Annotated in this window: 12 protein-coding genes; 2 read left to right on the forward strand and 10 right to left on the reverse strand. The window is 68.8% G+C overall.

The window, feature by feature from the left end; translation table 11 throughout:
- Positions 1 to 100: 100 nt before the first annotated feature.
- The 4 genes from ACFOWB_RS20820 to ACFOWB_RS20835 all read right to left on the reverse strand — a co-directional run bounded on the left by ACFOWB_RS20820 (position 101) and on the right by ACFOWB_RS20835 (position 9715).
- The gene (locus tag ACFOWB_RS20820) at positions 101 to 388 is read right to left on the reverse strand and encodes a hypothetical protein (RefSeq protein WP_261402342.1); all 288 of its coding nucleotides are present in this window, start codon (positions 386 to 388) and stop codon (positions 101 to 103) included.
- Positions 389 to 473: 85 nt separating this feature from the next.
- Complete coding sequence (locus tag ACFOWB_RS20825; protein WP_378149115.1) at positions 474 to 8993, reverse strand: GH36-type glycosyl hydrolase domain-containing protein; 8520 nt, start codon at positions 8991 to 8993, stop codon at positions 474 to 476.
- Between the two features lie 158 nt (positions 8994 to 9151).
- Positions 9152 to 9286, reverse strand: a complete 135-nt coding sequence (locus tag ACFOWB_RS20830; RefSeq protein ID WP_261402341.1) for a hypothetical protein — start codon at positions 9284 to 9286, stop codon at positions 9152 to 9154.
- Between the two features lie 216 nt (positions 9287 to 9502).
- Complete coding sequence (locus ACFOWB_RS20835) at positions 9503 to 9715, reverse strand: cold-shock protein (protein ID WP_261402340.1); 213 nt, start codon at positions 9713 to 9715, stop codon at positions 9503 to 9505.
- A gap of 238 nt (positions 9716 to 9953) precedes the next feature.
- On the opposite strand from ACFOWB_RS20835, the gene ACFOWB_RS20840 reads away from it, so the two are divergent.
- Complete coding sequence (locus ACFOWB_RS20840) at positions 9954 to 10265, forward strand: hypothetical protein (protein ID WP_261402339.1); 312 nt, start codon at positions 9954 to 9956, stop codon at positions 10263 to 10265.
- Here ACFOWB_RS20840 and ACFOWB_RS20845 read toward each other — a convergent pair.
- Positions 10184 to 11068, reverse strand: a complete 885-nt coding sequence (locus ACFOWB_RS20845; protein WP_261402338.1) for a transglutaminase family protein — start codon at positions 11066 to 11068, stop codon at positions 10184 to 10186. The two genes, ACFOWB_RS20840 and ACFOWB_RS20845, sit on opposite strands and share 82 nt — an antisense overlap.
- A 162-nt stretch (positions 11069 to 11230) precedes the next feature.
- Here ACFOWB_RS20845 and ACFOWB_RS20850 point away from each other — a divergent pair, with 162 nt between their 5' ends.
- Positions 11231 to 12061 (forward strand): transglutaminase-like domain-containing protein, encoded by an 831-nt coding sequence (locus ACFOWB_RS20850; RefSeq protein ID WP_261402337.1) that lies wholly within the window; start codon positions 11231 to 11233, stop codon positions 12059 to 12061.
- Between the two features lie 31 nt (positions 12062 to 12092).
- Here ACFOWB_RS20850 and ACFOWB_RS20855 read toward each other — a convergent pair whose 3' ends face one another.
- The 5 genes from ACFOWB_RS20855 to kaiC form a co-directional block, all read right to left on the reverse strand.
- The gene (locus ACFOWB_RS20855) at positions 12093 to 12326 is read right to left on the reverse strand and encodes a hypothetical protein (RefSeq protein WP_261402336.1); all 234 of its coding nucleotides are present in this window, start codon (positions 12324 to 12326) and stop codon (positions 12093 to 12095) included.
- Between the two features lie 96 nt (positions 12327 to 12422).
- Entirely contained in the window at positions 12423 to 14918 is a 2496-nt protein-coding gene (locus ACFOWB_RS20860) for a PAS domain-containing hybrid sensor histidine kinase/response regulator (protein WP_261402335.1), read from the reverse strand.
- A gap of 25 nt (positions 14919 to 14943) precedes the next feature.
- Positions 14944 to 15297 (reverse strand): circadian clock KaiB family protein, encoded by a 354-nt coding sequence (locus ACFOWB_RS20865; RefSeq protein WP_261402334.1) that lies wholly within the window; start codon positions 15295 to 15297, stop codon positions 14944 to 14946.
- On the reverse strand, positions 15294 to 15599 hold the full coding sequence (locus tag ACFOWB_RS20870) for a circadian clock KaiB family protein (protein ID WP_261402333.1): 306 nt from the start codon (positions 15597 to 15599) through the stop codon (positions 15294 to 15296). Before ACFOWB_RS20870 ends, ACFOWB_RS20865 begins: the two co-directional genes overlap by 4 nt.
- A 2-nt stretch (positions 15600 to 15601) precedes the next feature.
- Complete coding sequence (kaiC, locus tag ACFOWB_RS20875) at positions 15602 to 17299, reverse strand: circadian clock protein KaiC (protein WP_261402332.1); 1698 nt, start codon at positions 17297 to 17299, stop codon at positions 15602 to 15604.
- Positions 17300 to 17356: the final 57 nt, after the last annotated feature.

Below are 17356 nucleotides of genomic sequence, written 5' to 3' on the forward strand. Positions count from 1 at the left end.
CGGGCAACAGCCTTGAAGGCTAACCCGCCGAGGGAAGCAGCCGGTCCATCCCATTAGCGGACGTAGCGTGGGCCGCATATTGGCCAGCTGAAGCGACGCGTCAGCGATTGCCGCTCTTCGAAGAGCCGGCGCGAGCGCCCGCCGCTTTCATTTTGCGTCCAGCGCGGACCATTGGGGCGTCGACGGGACCGAATAGAGGCCGTCGGCGCTTGGTCGTTTTGGCCCCGGACAGAGCCGCCGCGAGCAGCGCCCGCGCCGCCTCTTCGCGCGACATCGGGTCGAGGTGAGCCGCGATCCAGCCGTCGAGCTTGGCGAGAAGCTCGGAATCAGCCGGTATCGTGAGGGTGGCGACGCTGGAGGTCGCCGGGAACTCGGTGTTCTGGGTCATTGAGATAGCCTATCAGCGCCGCACGTCGGAATAGCGGCGGATTGGAACGAGGCCGCGCCGAAACGTCGGCTCAGAGGTGGGACGGTCAAGCTTCGCCCCTAGCCAAGGTGATCGTCAGCTCATGCGCGCGCGCGTCTAGCGGGATCCGCGCGCCTTCTGCGGTCGGATCGAGAGGGCTGCCGTCGAGCGTATGCCGCGGGGCATCGTCATCGCCAGCCGCACGCCGCCCGACCCGGATCCGGCAGACCGTATCCTCGACCGTAAGCGTCGCCTCGAAGCCTGGCCATGACGGCGGGATCACGGGCGCGACGCGCAGTTGCGCGCCTTCGCGGGTGACGCCCAGAATGCCTTCCAGTCCCGCGCGATACATCCAGGCGGCGGATCCCGTGTACCAGGTCCAGCCGCCGCGTCCGACATGGGGGGAGACCGAATAGACGTCGGCCGCCACCACATAGGGCTCGACCTTGTAGCGCTCAGCCGCGGCGCCATCGAGCGCGTGGTTGATCGGGTTCAGCATGGCGAACAGGTCGTGCGCCTTCTTCCCGTCGCCGAGCCTTGCGAAAGCCAGGATCGACCACATCGCGGCGTGCGAATACTGCCCGCCGTTCTCGCGCAGGCCCGCCGGATAGCCTTTGATGTAGCCGGGATCGTGCGGGGTCGAGACGAAGGGCGGCGAGAACAGGACCGCGATTCCATCGTCGCGCCGGATCAGGCGCTCGTCGACCGAGGCCATGGCGCGGGCGGCGCGCTCCGGGTTTGCGGCGCCGGACAGCACCGCCCAGGACTGCGCGATCTGGTCGATGCGGCACTCGTCGCTGTCTTTTGAGCCGAGCCACGTCCCGTCGTCGAAGGTCGCGCGGCGATACCATGCGCCGTCCCAGGCCTCGCGCTCGATCGCCGCGCGAACGCTTTCGGCATGCGCCCGCCAGCGCGAGGCGCGGCCGGGATAGCGCGCATCGGCGAGCGGCGCGAACAGCGAGACGGTGCGGATAAACAGCCAGCCGAGCCAGACGCTTTCGCCCTGGCCGCCCTCGCCGACGCGGTTCATGCCGTCGTTCCAGTCGCCCGCGCCCATCAGCGGCAGACCGTGCGGGCCGGTGAGTTCCACGCACTGGTCGAGCCCGCGGGCGCAGTGCTCGAACAGAGAGGCGCGCTCGGCCGACACCATCGGCTGGAAGAAGGCGTCGTGCTCGCCGGGCTTCAGCAACGGGCCGTCGAGGAAGCCGGTCTCCTCGTCGAGAACCGCGGCGTCGCCTGAGGTCGAGACGTAGGTCGCGCTGGCATATGCGAGCCACACCCGGTCGTCGGAGATGCGCGTGCGCACGCCCTGGCCGGAATGCGGCAGCCACCAATGCTGGACATCGCCTTCAGGGAACTGGCGGCTCGCGGCGCGCAGCAGATGGGAGCGGGTCTCGGCGGGGTCGATCAGCGACAGCGCCATGCCGTCCTGCATCTGGTCGCGGAACCCGTAGGCGCCGCTCGCCTGGTAAAAGCCCGAGCGCGCCCAGATGCGGCAGCCGAGCGCCTGATAGAGCAGCCAGCCGTTGAGCATGATGTCCATCGCCCGGTCGGGCGTACGGACCTGAACGGCGCCGAGGCGCGTCTTCCAGCCGTCCGAGACCTCCTCCAGCATGGCGTCGATGTCAGCCTCGCGGGTCCGCAGCACGAGCGCGCGGGCCTCGTCCTCGGAGCGGCACTGGCCCAGGAGCCAGACGATCTCGACGCTTTCGCCGACGCCGAGCGACACCTTCGTCGCGAGCGCTGCGCACGGATCGAGGCCCGCGCCCGCCGCGCCCGACAGCGGCGCGTCCTGGAACAGAGCGGCCGGCGCTTCCGGGCCGCCGTTGCGGCCGAGGAATTCGGCGCGGTCGGCCGTCCAACTGGTTTGGCGGCCGAGGAGATCGGCGAACGCCACGCGGCCGGGGAAGGCCGAGCCCCACGGGTTGCGGGCGAACAGCGCGCCGGTGTCGGCGTCCATCCCCGTCACGACGAACGGCGCGGAGGCGCCGCGCGCGGTCCCCAAAACCCATTCGGCGAAGGCCGTGACGGAGAGCTTGCGGGGGCGGCCCGATGTGTTGCGCAGCGTCAGCCGCGAGATCTTGACCGGGTCGGCAACGGCCACGAACTGCGTCAGCTCCAGCGCGACGCCGTTCGCCTCGTGCTCGAAGCGGCTCGAGCCGAAGCGGTGGCGCGCGACGTAGAGCCCGCCGTCGCAGATCGGCTGTGCGGTGGGGGTCCAGACATCGCCGGTCTCCTCGTCGCGAATGTAGATCGCCTCGCCGGACGGATCCATGACGGGGTCGTTCGACCATGGCGTCAGCTGATTCTCGCGGCTGTTCTCCGACCATGTCGAGCCGGCGCCGCCGGCCGAGACCTGGAAGCCGAAAGCTGGATTGGCGATGACGTTGATCCACGGCGCGGGCGTCGTCGCGCCGCCGTCGAGCGCGACGACATATTCGCGGCCGTCGTCGCCGAAGCCGCCGAGCCCATTGAAGAATTCGAGCCCCGCCGTCGCCGCGGCGCGCTGCGCCTCGGCGCTCTTCGCCTTTCGCGTCATGCGCCGCGCAGGCGTCGCGAGGGGCGCGAGCGCGGAGAGGCGCGCCATCTGGGCCGCGATCGGGCCGCGGCGGGCGACGAGCACGACGCGCGCGACCGACAGCAGCAGGTTGCGGGCTTCGGTTGAAAGCAGGTCGGCGCGCAGCGTGTAGACCGCGCCTTGCGCCGGCGCGTCGCCGAGACGCGGCCGCGACTGGCCCGAGCGGACCGCGGTGTCGATCGCGACCTGCAGGTCCTGCAGGTAGGACGAGGCATGCTCGTTGACGATGACGAGATCGACCGAGATCCGCTTCATCCGCAAATATTCGTGGGCGCGCAGAAGCTGGCGGACCTGGTCCATGTCCTCGACGTCGTCGATCCGCAGGAGCACGATGGGCAGGTCGCCGGAAATCGAATACGGCCACAGGCCCGACTGCGGACCCGCGCCGCGGACGATCACGTCGGAGGCCGCCCGGAAGCGCGCGTCCGGATAGAGCAGCGGGGCGGCAAGCCGCTGGAAGTCGGCGGCCTCTTCGGCGGTCACGTCGAGATGGCGAAGCTGCACCTGCGCCTGCGTCCAGGCCAGCGTCTTCGCGCGGTCGAAGGCGTTGCGGTCGTGATGGGCGTCGACGAGGTCGAGGAGGTCTTCGCGAGAGGTCGCGACCACGGTCCAGAACGCGACGCGCACGCGGCCGCCGGCCGGGACCGTCACGCGGCGGCGGATCGAAAACACCGGGTCAAGCACCGTCCCGACGGTGTTCGACAGCGGCCGGGCCGCATTGCCTGCGAAAGCCGCAGGGGGCGCCAGACTGCGCCCGAGGAATTTCGCGCGATCGGTCTCGTATTCCGGAGCGGCGGTCTCGCCGCCCTCGACCACCGCGAAATGCGCCGCGCAAGGCGCGGCCTCGCCGTTTGCGCGCGGGCGGCGAGTGGCGACCAGCGCGCCGAACTCGGGCAGGTGCTCGGTCACGACGAAGAGCTTGGCGAAGGCAGGATGCGCGGCGTCGGCGGCGGGCGGCGCGAGCACGATCTCGGAATAGGACGTCAGCTCGATCTCGAAGGCGGTTCTGCCGGCGTTGGTCAGCGTGACGCGCCGGACCTCGGCGTCGACCTCGCCCGAGACGATGACCTCCATGGTGGTGGCCAGCGGTCCGTCGCGGCGGATGAAGCTCGCCTGATCCTCGCCGAACACGACCTCCTGGTGGTCCGCCGGCGCGCCGATCGGCTGGGCCGCGGCCGACCAGGTCCGTCCGCTCGCGACGTCGCGCAGCGTGACGAAGGACCCGAGATCGTCGCGGGTGGCGTCGCCGCGCCAGCGGGTGACCGCGAGGTCGCGCCAGCGGCTGTAGCCGGCGCCTTCCGCCGTCAGCATGACGGCGTAGCGGCCGTTCGACAGCACATGGGTGACCGGCCCGCCGCCCGTCGACGGCGTGACGCGCCGCATGACCGAGGCTTCTGTGAGCTCGCCGGCGGACGCCTTGACCTCTTCGGCGCGCGCCCGCAGCACCGCGACGTCGCGCGGCATGCGCTCCTGCATGAGGAGATCGCAGGCCTGGATGATCGGCTCGCGGTGGAAGCGCGCCCGCATCTTTCCGTCCTGCAGGACGTTCGAAAGCGCCACGATGGTCATGCCCTGATGATGGGCCATGAAGTTGCGGACGATGGCGACGCTCTCGCCTTCCGGCAGACGCGAGCGTGTGAAGTCGAGCGCCTCGTAGAACCCGTAGCGGCCGCGCCCGCCCATATCCGCCATATGCGCGAAATTCGCCAAGGCGCCCTGCGGGTCCACCATGGCGGCGAGCGCGGTCGCGTAAGGAGCGAACACCGCGTTTTCGGCGAGGCCGCGCTTCAGCCCGAGGCCCGGCACGCCGAAGTTGGAATACTGGTAGGTGGATTCGAGGTCGCGGGCGTTGTAGGCGGACTCCGAGACGCCCCATGGAACGCCGAGCGACTTTCCGTAGTCCTGCTGGCGGCGAACCATCAGGCGGTTGGTCTGCTCCAGCAGGCTGCCGGCCGGCGCGCGCATGACGAGCGACGGCATCAGATATTCGAACATCGAGCCCGACCAGGAGATCAGCGCCGAGGCGCCGCCGATCGGGGTCGCGGTCCGGCCGAGACGGAACCAGTGCCTTGTCGGGGCGTCGCCTTTGGCGATGGCGAACAGGCTCGCGAGCCGGGCTTCCGAGGCGAGCAGGTCGTAGCAGCTCGGATCGAGCCGGTTGTCGGGCAGCGAGTAGCCGATCGAGAACAGTTTGCGCTCAGGATCAAGCAGGAACGCGAAGTCCATCGCAAGGGCGGTCGCGCGCGCCTCCGCGCCGATGGCGCGCGCCCGCTCGGCGAGCGCAAAACTGGGGCGTTCGGCTTCGTCGCGCGCGTGCTCCGCGACGCCCTGCGCGAACGCCCTGATCCAGAACTGGAAGTCCGAGCCGCCCTCCGACGCGACCGGCGGCAGCACGTCGCGCGCGACCTTGAGGGTCTTTTCGGCCAGCCGCGCGAGCACCGGCGCGAGCGTTGCAATCGCGACGCCGCCATTCAGCTGGCCGTCGATCTCGTCGAGGATCGCTGTGATCTGGCGGGCATGATCGTCTTCGCGCGACACGAGCACGGCCAGCGCGCTTCGGGCGAGCGCCAGATTGTCGCCGAGCCCCTGCCTTATGGGCGGCGCCACAGGCTCAGCGGCCCATTCCTCGCAGGCGTTGGCGAGCGCTATGAGGTGGCCCGCAAGATTGCCGCTGTCGACGGTCGACACATAGGCCGGGATGAGGGGCTCGCCGCTTTCCGTGCCGTACCAGTTTAGAAAATGCCCGCGATGGCGCTGCAACTTTCGAAGCGACGCGAAGGTCGCCTCCAGCCGTTCGACGGTCTCGGCCGTTCCGGCCCAGCCGAAGTCGCGCGCCGCGACCGCCGACAGCAGGTAGAGCCCGATATTGGTCGGCGAGGTGCGCCGCGCGATGACCGGTCGAGGGTCTTCCTGAAAGTTGTCCGGCGGCAGCATGGTGTCGGCCGGCGTCACGAAGGTCTCGAAGAACCGCCACGTCCTGCGGGCGATCAGGCGCAGCTCGTGCGCGTCGGCGGGAGAGACGGCGAGATCGGACGCCGCGCTCGGCGAGCGGCTCGCCCAAAGCGCGATCGCAGGCGCAAGGCCCCATGCGATGGCGAATGGGACGATCAACGCCCAAGCCGCGGGAGCGATCGCCAGAGAGAGAGCAGCAAGCCCGAGCCCGAGGCCCGTGCCTCCCGCCATCATGCTGTAGAAGCCGCCGAGCGTCAGCCGCGGCGACGCGCTCGACTGGGCGGCGGTCGTCCATTCGAGCAGCCGGCGCCGGGTCCGGAACACCCGGTCGAGCGTGCGCGCGATGGCGTCGATCCCTCGCCATGCCTGGTCGGGCAGGAAGGCGAGCGACAAAACGATCTGCGTCGCGGCGAGCCTGAGATCGCCGAGCAGCGCGCGGTTGTGCGCCCCAAGATGGATTCCCGAGCGCCGCGGCACCACGCAGAAGAACAGGTGCAGCGCGCCCGGAATGGCGATGGCGAGAACCGTGAACAGCACGCCCAATGCGGCGGCAGGAGCCGGCGCCAGCCAACTGGCCGCAAGCGTCGCCATCGCGGCGGGCGCGACGAGGGAGCGACGGAGGTTGTCGAGCATCTTGCCGCGCCCGACGGCAGGCAGGCCGGCGCGGCCCTGTCCTACGCCGAGCACCCAAGGCAGCAACTGCCAATCGCCGCGCGTCCAGCGGTGCTGGCGGCGCGCCGCCACGTCGTAGCGGGACGGGAAATCCTCGATGACCTCGACGTCGGAGGCCAGACCCGCTCGCGCGAATATCCCCTCGAACAGGTCGTGGCTCAACATGGCGTTGTCGGGCGTCCGACCGGCGAGCGCGGCCTCGAAGGCGTCGACGTCGTAAATACCCTTGCCGGTGTACGAGCCCTCGCCGAACAAGTCCTGATAGACGTCCGAGACCGCGGCGGCGTACGGATCGACGCCGCCCGGCGCCGAGAACGCCCGCTGGTAGGCCGAACCCTCCCGGCCGATGGGCAGGGAGGGCGTCACCCGCGGCTGGAGGATTCCATATCCGCCGACCACGCGCCGCCCGGCCGCGTCGAAACTCGGCCAGTTCAGCGGATGGGCCATCTTGCCGATGAGCCGGCTCGCCGCGTCGCGCGGCAGGCGCGTGTCGGCGTCGAGCGTGATGACGTAGCGGACGCCCTCGGGGACCCGCGGCGAAAGTCCGTCGAGCGACGTGAACGTCGTGTCGGTCGCGCCGCGCAGCAGCCGATTCAGCTCGTGCAGCTTGCCGCGCTTGCGCTCCCATCCCATCCACACGCCATCGACGGCGTTGAACACGCGGCGGCGATGCAGCAGCAGGAAGCGGTCGCCGCTCGGGCCGGGGCCGTGCGTCGCGTTCAGGCGCGCGATCGACCCCTGCGCCATGGCGAGAAGCGCGGAGTCGCCGTCGAGCGTCTCGCGGTCGGCGTCGACGCCGTCGATCACCAGCGCGAACGAGATATCACCGCCGGCGCCGGCGAGATGATGCACTTCGAGCCGCGCGATCTGCTCGGCGAGATCGGCCTCGCCGGTGAGCAGCGTCGGCATCGCGACGAGCGTCCTGAGCTCCGACGGCACGCCTGTCGATAGGTCGAGCCCCGGAAGCGCGTTGGCGCCGAAGCTCCAGCCGATCACGCGGTTGACGAGCGCTGTGGCGACTTCGGTGGCCGGGATGACGCCGAGCAGCGCGATCATCCACGGCCAGACCGATCCGCCGCCCGCCGCGGTCAGCGCGCAGACGACGCCGCCGAGGAGCGCGGCCGTGAGCGCCAGGATCGCCCCGACGTAACCGCCGATGCCGAGTCTGATGCTAAGCCGGTTGAACCACAGCCGCGGCGACGGGCGGAACCCGATCGCGCGTTCGAGCGCGGGCCGGCCTTCGGCGATCAGATGATAACCCGGATCGCGGACGCGCTCCGCCCCGGCCGCAGACGCAGCCGTACCGGGCCGCGACGCCGCGAGCGCCGCATCGGCGACCTCGAGTTCGCTTGCCGACGAACCGCGGGCAAGCTGCTCGACCGCGCTGCGGTAGAGGTTGCGGGTGGGGAAATCCATCGCCGCGAAGTCGCTGGCGTCCCGAAGCCTCTCGTCCACGAGGCTGACGCTTTCGAACAGCTCCGCCCAGTCGATGTCCGAGATCAGGCGCATGCTGGTGATGACGTTGCGGATCGTGACGTTCGAGGCGCCCTGTCGCATCTGCGCGTGCCGAACGGACTCCTCGATCGAGGAGCCTTGCAGCGCCAAGCGCTGCTCGAGCCATTCGAGCGCAGGGTTGGTGCGTGGGTCCTGGTCGCGCAGACGCTTGGCGAGCTGCGCTGCGAACAGTTCGGAGACCGGACCTTCGGGTCGCGTGGCGATGTCGGCGTCGAGCGCGGACCGCGCTCCGCCCGATGCGAGAAGCCGGTTGGCGAGCGCCTCGGCGTCGGCGCGGGCCGCGCGCGCTACGCTGATCTGGTCGGCGAGCCGTCGCAGGTTTTCGATCAGCACGATGCGGATCGTGATCGCCACCGCCCAGAGCTCGCCGATCGTCAGCGGCTGGACCCTCTGATAGGCCGCGACGAACCGTTTCAGGATCTCCGGATCGAAATGGCTGTCGGTGTGGGCGACATAGGCCCATGCGATGCCGAACACGCGCGGGTAGCCCTTGAACGGACCCGCGGAGAGCTTCGGCAGCTGCCGATAGTATCCCGACGGCAGATCCTCCCTGATCTCGCGGATCTGGTCTTCGACGAGATGGTAGTTGTCGAGCAGCCATTCGGCCGCCGGCGTCACGCCGCGCCCGCTCTCTAGCTCGGCTGCGCTCGCCTTGTAGGCGGCGAGCAGCGTGATGGCGTTCTCGCCCAGGCGCACGCGAAGCGACCGCACGAAAGGCGGCCGTTCGGCGATGGGCTGGGCGGCCGCGAGCGATTCGGCGTGCTGCTCGAGCCGCTCGGCTCCGAAGAGCTCCTCGCGGACCGGCGAGGCGTCGTCCCACGGGGCCGCCGAGCCTCTGCGAGCCAGGATGTTGCGCGCGATCTCAAGCATGTTCGCCCTTCCAGCCACGACCTGTCGGCAGGGCGATCTGTTTCATGCGCGGGCGAAACGAAGCCGCGCCGAAGCTCAATGATCGAGCGCCTTCAGCGTGAACGGCCGGTGGAACGTCACCGTGGATTCCTGAGTCCGGCGCGACATGTCGGTCGCCGTCAGGATTTCTTGGACTTCGGCGCGCCGGCCGGTGAGGCGCCGATCTTCAGAGCCGTGGTCGGGGCGGGTTCCGCCGCCTTGATCTTCTTCGGCTTCTTGGCTTCCTTGTTGCCGCGCTTCTGTGCCTTGGCCATTCGCCGTACTCCGGTTGGGCCCGTCGGGGCCGAAAGCCAAAAGAAGACCCCGCCGCCTCGAAAGGCGACAGGGTCGAAAGCGCTCTCAAGCGCCTCTTCGGATCTGATGCTGCAGCGCTGCCGCCAGCGAGGTTCGCCAGTACATCCGTGGTCGACCTCGCTCGTCAGGGCGCTTCGCCGCGCCGCCCGGAGCGACCGGTGCGGCCGGCGTTGTGATCAGGTCTGAATTTGCAGCCGGTCGGCCGTCATCTTGCCGCTCTTGCGATCGGAGACGAGCTCGTAAGCCACCTTCTGGCCCTCCTGAAGATCGGAGATGCCGGCGCGCTCCATGGCGCTGATGTGCACGAACGCGTCAGCGCCGCCGTCGTCAGGCGCGATGAAGCCGAAGCCCTTCTGGGCGTTGAACCATTTGACTGTTCCCGAAGACATGGGAGTTCCTTCTCGAAAATAAATGCGCGCGCCCGCGAGGGCGGCGCGGCCTACAGTGCTGTTTGATGAAAATAAAATCTGGCGCACGAAATATTTTTATTTCGGAGCGCCAAATATTACGTCGCTTGAACAACGATACTGAAATGATGTCCGCTTCGTCATTTGCAATGACGCGTCGGTCTTATTTTTCTAGGATCGTGTCCGGGTCGCGATAGTTCGAGGAACGCTTTTGGACGTTATGGTCAAACCGGTTTTCGGCCGGAAGGAATGGCTGCTGACCGATCTGCTCGGCCGCCCGATGGGAATGATCCGCACCACCGACAGCGGACACGTCCATATCGAGCCCGACGGCAAGGCGACCGCGACCATGACCGGCATGCGATGCGGCCCGTTCGCCTCGCTCGACGAGGCGCTGGCGATGATCGAGACCCACACCAGAGGCGTCTGCCGCCGCGAGCCCGGCGAGGCTCAGGCCGCTGCAGGTGAACCCGCCGCGACGGTCGAGACCTCGACGGACATGTCCGAAAACGCGTCCGCGGACCCGAGATAGCTGCCCGAAAGCGGCATGATCTGCCTGATGTCGCGGGCGACCGCGACAGGGATCAGATTGGCGCTTCCGACACTTCGGTTGGTCGGGTCGAAGGTGATCCAGCCTGCGCCCGGCACATAAACCTCCGCCCAGGCGTGGGTCGAGCCAAGCCCGTTCGAGCCGACCAGCCCCTCGCCCGGATCGTGGAGATAACCCGAGACGACCCGCGCTCCGAAGCCGAGGCTGCGCGCGGTCTCGGCGAACAGGGTCGCGAAGTCGCGGCACGAGCCGAGGCGGCGATCGAGCGTCTCGAGCGGCGACTGGACGCCTTCGTCCTCGCGGATCTCATACGCGACCTCGGCCGCCACGCCGGCGTTAACGTCCTTCAGCAGCGACAGCGTATCGGTCGGCTCGCCGTACACGAACCCGCGCGCCCAGCCGCGCAGCCGTCCCGCCGGATCGAGATACTGGTTGAGCGTCAGCGATCCCAGATCGGTCCGCTCGTCGTCGGAATAGGGAAACGGATACTGGATCGCGGACGCCGCGACGTCGAAGACCGGCCAGGCCGGCGCATCGAGCTCGATCTTCGCGACGCTCTCTATCGTCAGGAGATCGGTAGCGTCCGCAAAACTCGCGATCGCCACGGCATTGCCAAACACGTCGTAGCTCCAGGACAGCGAGGCCGCGGGCGTGATCGAGACGTCTATCGACAGCAGCCTGAGTTCGCGGCTCTCGCGCGGGCGAGCCACCATCCTGTGCGGATTGAGCCGCACAGGGCTGCGGTAGCGATACGTGGTCCGGTGCCGGATCGTGATCTCGTCCAAGGGGTCTCCTGGCTGCCGCGCCGAAGCGGTGCGATTTGAGCGCGGCGGGAAGTTTTTCGCACTGCAGCGTCCGCGGCCTGCGATCTTTGCTAGGGTGAGCCCGGTCCGATCCCGCGCAATCGGTCGAACCGTTCGTCGGCGCTCCTCCAATGAAAGAGCGCGATGCTGATCCGCTACGGCTACGAGATCACGCTGAACTGCCAGTCGCCGACGCCGGTCGTCTGTCTCCTGTCGGTCCATGACGAGCGCAGCGCCGACATTCGCGATCCCGAGAAGGTGTTCACGACGCCGATCACGCCCACAACGACCTATCGCGACCTGTTCGGCAACCAGTGCCGACGCCTCGTGGTTCCGGCCGGCGACTTCAAGCTCTGGGGCGACGCTACGATCTGGGACAGCGGGCTGCCGGAAGAGCCGGCTCCCGGGGCGTGCGAACACCCCGTCGCGGACCTGCCCGACGACACGCTGCTCTACCTGATGGGCAGTCGCTACTGCGAGACCGACCGGCTCAGCCAGGCGGCCTGGGACCTGTTCGGGACCGTCGAACCGGGATGGGGCCGCGTGCAGGCGGTGTGCGATTTCGTCAACGGCCACATCGCCTTCGACTACATGCAGGCGCGCTTGACCCGCACAGCATTCGACGCCTTCAACGAGCGCATCGGCGTCTGTCGCGACTACGCCCATCTTGCGGTCGCGTTCTGCCGCTGCCTGAACATCCCCGCGCGCTACGTGAACGGGCATCTCGGCGACATCGGCGTGCCCGTCGTCGATCCCATGGATTTCAGCGCCTGGATCGAGGTCTATCTCGGGGGCGCCTGGCGCACCTTCGACCCGCGCAACAACATCCCGCGCATCGGCCGCATCGTGGTCGCGCGCGGCCGGGACGCAGCGGACGTGCCGCTGATCAACTCCTTCGGCCCGCATACGCTGAAGGCGTTCAGGGTATGGACCTATGAGGTCGACGAGGCCCCGCAGGGTCAGCAGGGCGCCTAGCAAGACGCGTGACGGCGATCGCGTCGTCGCGTCAGTCTTCGAACTCCGCGGGCGTGCGCCCGGCCCGGAACAGCACCAGCGGGTTTTCGTCCGCCTGCTCGGTGTCGACGTCGTAGCCCTGGCTGAGCGCGACGACGCCGGCGAATTTGCCCTCCGCGCGCTCGGCGCGGCCCTTGGCCTCCGCGGCGGTCTTGAACTTCATCGGCGTCTCGGCCCGCAGCTTGCCGCGTTTGTCGGCGCTCCAGGTCAGCACGATGTGAATCATCTCTGTCGCCATGAACCGAGATAGCAGTGATCGCAGACGCCTGTCTCGTCACCGCCGGATCATCAGGCAAATTTCTGGAGCAGGTCGAGCGACGGGTCAGCCATTGTTCGCGTCCCTCACGGTCCGGCTCACGAGCCGCGAGAGATCCTCCGCCGCATACGGCTTCTGCAGCAGTTCGAACCCAAGACGCCCCTGATCGACCAGCACGTCGCTGTAGCCGCTCGTCAGAAGCACGGGCAGGCCGGGGTAGAGCCGGTTGATCTCCTGGCCGAGTTCGACCCCGCCCATGCCCGGCATCACGATGTCGGAGAACACGAGGTCGAACCGGCGCGGCTCCCGCCGCAGCAGGTCGAGCGCCTCGCGGGCGTTGTTGGCCCAGACGGTGTTGTAGCCGAGGTCCTGGAGCATCTGGGTCGAGAACGCCCCGACGTCGTTGTTGTCCTCGACCACCAGCACCCATTGGCCCTGGCCTGCGCCCGCGATCTCGCTTTCGGCCCGCACGCGCGCGGCGGGCTCTTCCTCGCCGGAGGCGTGCGGCAGCAGGATCGTGAAGGTCGCGCCCTGTCCCAGAGCGCTCCGCACCGTCAGGTCGCCGCCGCTCTGCTTGGCGAAGCCGTAGGCCTGCGACAGCCCGAGACCGGTGCCCTTGCCGACCTCCTTGGTGGTGAAGAATGGCTCGAAGATCTGCTTGAGCTGCTCGGGCGCGACGCCGACGCCGGTGTCCTCGATCTCGATCCGGACCATGCCGGGCGAGACGCGCGCGGCTAGCGGCCCCTTCTCGTCGGACGACACGCGGATCGTGAGGACGCCTTCGCCCGCCATGGCGTCGCGCGCGTTGACCGCGAGGTTGACGACCGCGGTCTCGAACTGGCTGACGTCGGCCTCGACGAGGCAGGGCGACCGGTCGTCGACCTCGACCACGACGCCGACGCGCGCGCCCACGATGGTGCGCAGCATGTCGGCGACCGAATGGACCTGGAGGTTGACGTCGAAGATTTCCGGCTTGAGCGCCTGGCGGCGCGCGAAGGACAGCAGCTGCCCTGTAAGTTTCGCCGCGCGGTCGACCGTGTCGGCGATCGCGTCGATGTAACGTCGCCTGCGCTCCGGCGGCAGGTCGTCGCGGCGCAGGAAGTCCACCGACGAGCGCACGATCGTGAGCAGGTTGTTGAAGTCGTGCGCGACGCCGCCGGTCAGCTGCCCGACGGCCTCCATCTTCTGCGACTGGCGCAGCGCGTCCTCGGCCTGTCCGCGGCGCGCGACCTCGTCGGCGACCCGCGACTCGAGCGTCTGGTTGAGCCGCTCCAACTCCTCGGCGGCCCGCCGCCGCTCGGTGATGTCGAGCGAGACGCCGGTCATACGCAGCGGCGCGCCGTCCTCGCCGTAGACCGGGCGGCCTCGGATCTGCACCCATCGGATCTCGCCGCTCGGCCAGACGACGCGGTATTCGATGTCGTAGTCGACGCGTTCGGAGAGTGACCGCTCAACGGCCTCCTCCATCCGGGCGCGGTCGTCCGGCAGCACCGATCGCCTCAGATCCTCGTAGTCGAACGGATCGTCAGGGCCGCGGCCAAAATTCGCCCGGCAGGTCTCGCTCGCCTGGAGCGCGCCGGTACGCACGTCGAGCTCCCACGCGCCGAGCCGGCCGGCCTTGAGCGTGAAGCGCAGGCGCGCCTCGCTGTCGCGTAGCGCCGCCTCCGTAAGGCGGCTCTCGGTGCGGTCCCTCAGGATCTTGAGGTAGCCGATGTGCTCTTCGCCGACGAGCAGCGGCATCATCAGGCCGTTCGCCCAGAACCGCGAGCCGTCGCGCCTCAGGTGCCAGCGCTCGTCTTCGGCGCGGCCGTCGCGCGCAGCCTTCGACATCTCGAGCTCGGGCACGCCGGCGGCGCGATCTTCCGGCGTCCAGATCAACGGCGCGGGCGCGCCGAGGATCTCGTGTTCGGACCAGCCGAAGATCTTCTGCGCGCCGGCGTTCCAGGTCGTCACCCGCTCGTCGAGATCGGTGGCGATGATGGCGAAGTCGGTCGCGCTCTGCAGGATCAGCCGCGAGAAGCCTTCGCCTTCGCGCCGGGCGAGCGTGGCCTTGGCCTCGCCGAGCTGCGCGGCCTGGCGGCGTTCCTGGCTGAGGTCGGTGACGACCGCCCCGATCAGGCCCTCGCCGTCGCCCTCGATCGCTGCGAACGACACGGTGACGGGCACGTCCGTGCCGTTCGCGGTCCTGAGCGCAGCCTCGACGCGGCCCGGCCGGTCGAACAGCGCATGGAACAGTCCGGGCGAGGACAGGAACGAGCCGAGCGTGTGGCCGACAACCGTCTCGGGCGCGAGGCCCAGCATCCCAGCGAACGCCCTGTTGGCGTATAGGATGAGGCCTTCGCGATTGAGCGTCAGCGCGCCTTCCTGCATCTGCTCGATCAGCAGGCGGTAGGGCCGATCGGCGTTTTCGAGCGTGTAGACCAGCGGTTCGCCGCTGGCGCCCCCGACCACGACCGCGTCGACCTCGCCCGAGCGGATCGCCTCGATGGTCTCGAGCGCCTCCCGCAGTCGGGCCTCGAGCTCTGCGGATCGTGCCTGGAAGTCTTCGGTCTGTGCGGACATGAGCGACGAGGGGATCAAACCGGCCTTAGGGCTTGTCGGATGGGGCGCCGCCGAAGGACGCGAACGGATCTTGCGCCGTCCCGTCGTTCTTTACGATGTCCAGGCTGTAGCGGACGCGGTCGTGATCGGTGAGATCGCCGATGACGCGACGCACGGGCGTCGGCAGGAGCTTGAGCAGGGTCGGGGCCGCGATGACCTGATTTTCCTTTGCGGCCTCCGGGTGCAGATAGACGTCCACCACCTCGAGCTCGTAACGGCCGGGGAGCTCGGCCTCGCAGATCGCGCGGAGGTTTTCGATTGCGCGGACCGATCGCGGGGTGGAGCCTGTCACGAACAGCCGGAGCACATAGCGTTCGCCGGACTGCGCGGCGTCGGTCACGGGTTGAGCTTCTTGATCTCGAGACCGAACAGAACCTTGTCGACGTCGGCGAGCTTGCCGATGATGCGCTTGAGCGGCGGCGGCAGGTGTCGCACCAGCGTCGGCAGCGCGACGATCTGGTCCTGCGCGGCGCGCTTGGGATCCTGCGACAGATCGATGATTTCGACGGTGTGGCGGCCGGGCAGATGCTCGTCGCACAGGCGCCGCAGGTTCGCGATCGCCTCCATCGAATTGGCCGTGCGGCCCGCCACGTAGAGGCGCAGGTTGTAGTGGCCGTCCGGGATGTCGCCGTCGTCCGCCATCGTCATTCCGCGGCCCCCCGGGCGATCGACAGGGCGGCGCGATCGGCTTCGCGGTCCTGCTCGCGTTGCTCGGCCTCGTCGGCCAGCCGCTGAATCTCGGCGGCCTCGGCGTCGAGCGCAGCGCGCGTCTCAGCCATCTGGCGCTCGGCCGAGTCGCGCTTGACCTGATGCTTTCTCAGCCGCTTCTCGACCTGCTGGCGGCGCGCGGTGTGGTCGGCGCGCTCCTGGGCTTCCTGGGTCAGGCGCGCGGTGCCGGTCAGAACGCCCGCCGAGCCGATATAGGGCTCGATCAGGCGCACGCCCTGCGAGGTCAGCACATATTCGCGGATCTGGTTGGAATGGCTCATGCCGCGCGACTTCAGCACGAACAGGCCGCGGTTTCGTTCGCCGTTTGATTCGAGATCGTGCAGGCCGATCCAGGTGTCCATCAGCGACGACAGCCCGTGGTCGGTCGCATCGTCGCGCCCGGGCGAGGTGAGATTGGTGAAAAGCGCCGTGATGCCCCAAGCTTTCAGCAGGTCCACCATCCTGAGCAGCATCGAGTGAACTTCGGTCGATGGCCCGCGGAACGCTGAGATCGGATCGACCACCACCACGCTCGGCTTGAACGACTCGATCGCCCGATACATCAGCGTCAGGTGCATCTCGAGCCCGTAGAGGCTCGGCCGGGCCGAGGAGAGCTTCAGCACCCCGGATTCGACATGGGGCGCGAGGTCGACGCCGACCGAGCGCACGTTGCGGATGATCTGGCTCGGCGACTCCTCGAGGCCGAACAGCATGCAGCGCTCGCCGCGGGCGCTGGCGGCGGCCGCGAAATGGGCCCCGAAGATCGTCTTGCCGGTTCCCGATCCGCCGGTGACGAGCACGCTCGCGCCGCGATAGAACCCGCCTGCGCCAAGCATCGCGTCGAGCCCGGCGATGCCGCTGGAGACCGTGTCGAGGGTCGTGTCGTGGGCAAGGCCCGCCGTCGTGACCGGCAGGACAGAGATGCCCTCGCTGTCGATCAGGAAGGGGTATTCATTGGTGCCGTGCGCGGAGCCGCGATACTTGACGATCCGGAGCGAGCGCGTCGTGATCTGGTCCGCGACGCGGTTGTCGAGCAAGATCACGCAGTCGGAGACGTATTCCTCGAGCCCGCGGCGCGTGAGCGCGCCGTCGCCGCGCTCGGCCGTGATCACGGCCGTAACGCCGCGCTCCTTCAGCCAGGCGAACAGACGCCTGAGTTCCGATCGAAGCAGCGACTCGTCGTCGAGGCCCGCGAACAGCGCCTCCAGCGTGTCGAGCACGACGCGCTTGGCCCCGACCTCGTCGATCGCATAGGCCAGCCGCACGAACAGGCCTTCGAGGTCGTATTCGCCGCTTTCGGCGATCTCGCTGCGCTCGACGCGGACGTAGTCGATCGCGAGCTTCTTGGCCGCGACCAGCCCGGCGACGTCATAGCCGAGCGAGGCGACATTGGCGGCGATGTCGCGGTCGGTCTCCTCGAAGCTCATCAGCACGCCCGGCTCGTCGAACAGGGTCGCGCCGTTGACGAGGAAGGTCGCGCCGAACAGTGACTTGCCGCAGCCGGCCGCGCCGCAGATGAGCGTCGGCCGCCCGGCCGGAAGCCCGCCGAACGTGACAGCGTCGAGACCAGCTATTCCAGTGCGAGCCTTGGGGAGCGCTCCGGCGGGCGCGTGATCGAGGTTCTGGGCCGTCACGCTACGCTCGCCTATCGGGATACTTACGGGAGCCCACTCAGATGCGTCGGCGGAGCG

This window comes from Chenggangzhangella methanolivorans, from assembly GCF_042648545.1.
Taxonomy (GTDB): Bacteria; Pseudomonadota; Alphaproteobacteria; order Rhizobiales; family Methylopilaceae; genus Methylopila; species Methylopila methanolivorans.